General features: G+C 71.4%; 1 protein-coding gene. It reads right to left on the reverse strand.

What is annotated here, in order from left to right:
- Positions 1–210, reverse strand: a 210-nt coding sequence (locus D3227_RS41050; RefSeq protein ID WP_147377869.1) for a phosphopantetheine-binding protein, incomplete at both ends; no start/stop codon positions are given.

Genomic DNA, 210 nt, shown 5'->3' on the forward strand with positions numbered 1-210 from the left:
GCTCCATCAGTTGCACCGCCATGAGCGAGTGGCCGCCGAGCTCGAAGAAGTGGTCGTGGCGGCCGACCCGCTCGACCCCGAGCAGCTCTTGCCAGATCCCGGCCAGGGCCGTCTCGACCGCGCCGCGGGGCGCCTCGTAGGCCCGCCGCGCATAGGCATCATCGGCCGGCGAAGGCAGCGCCTTGCGGTCGAGCTTACCGTTCGGCGTCA

The organism is Mesorhizobium waimense, assembly GCF_003601975.1.
GTDB classification, from domain to species: Bacteria; Pseudomonadota; Alphaproteobacteria; order Rhizobiales; family Rhizobiaceae; genus Mesorhizobium; species Mesorhizobium waimense.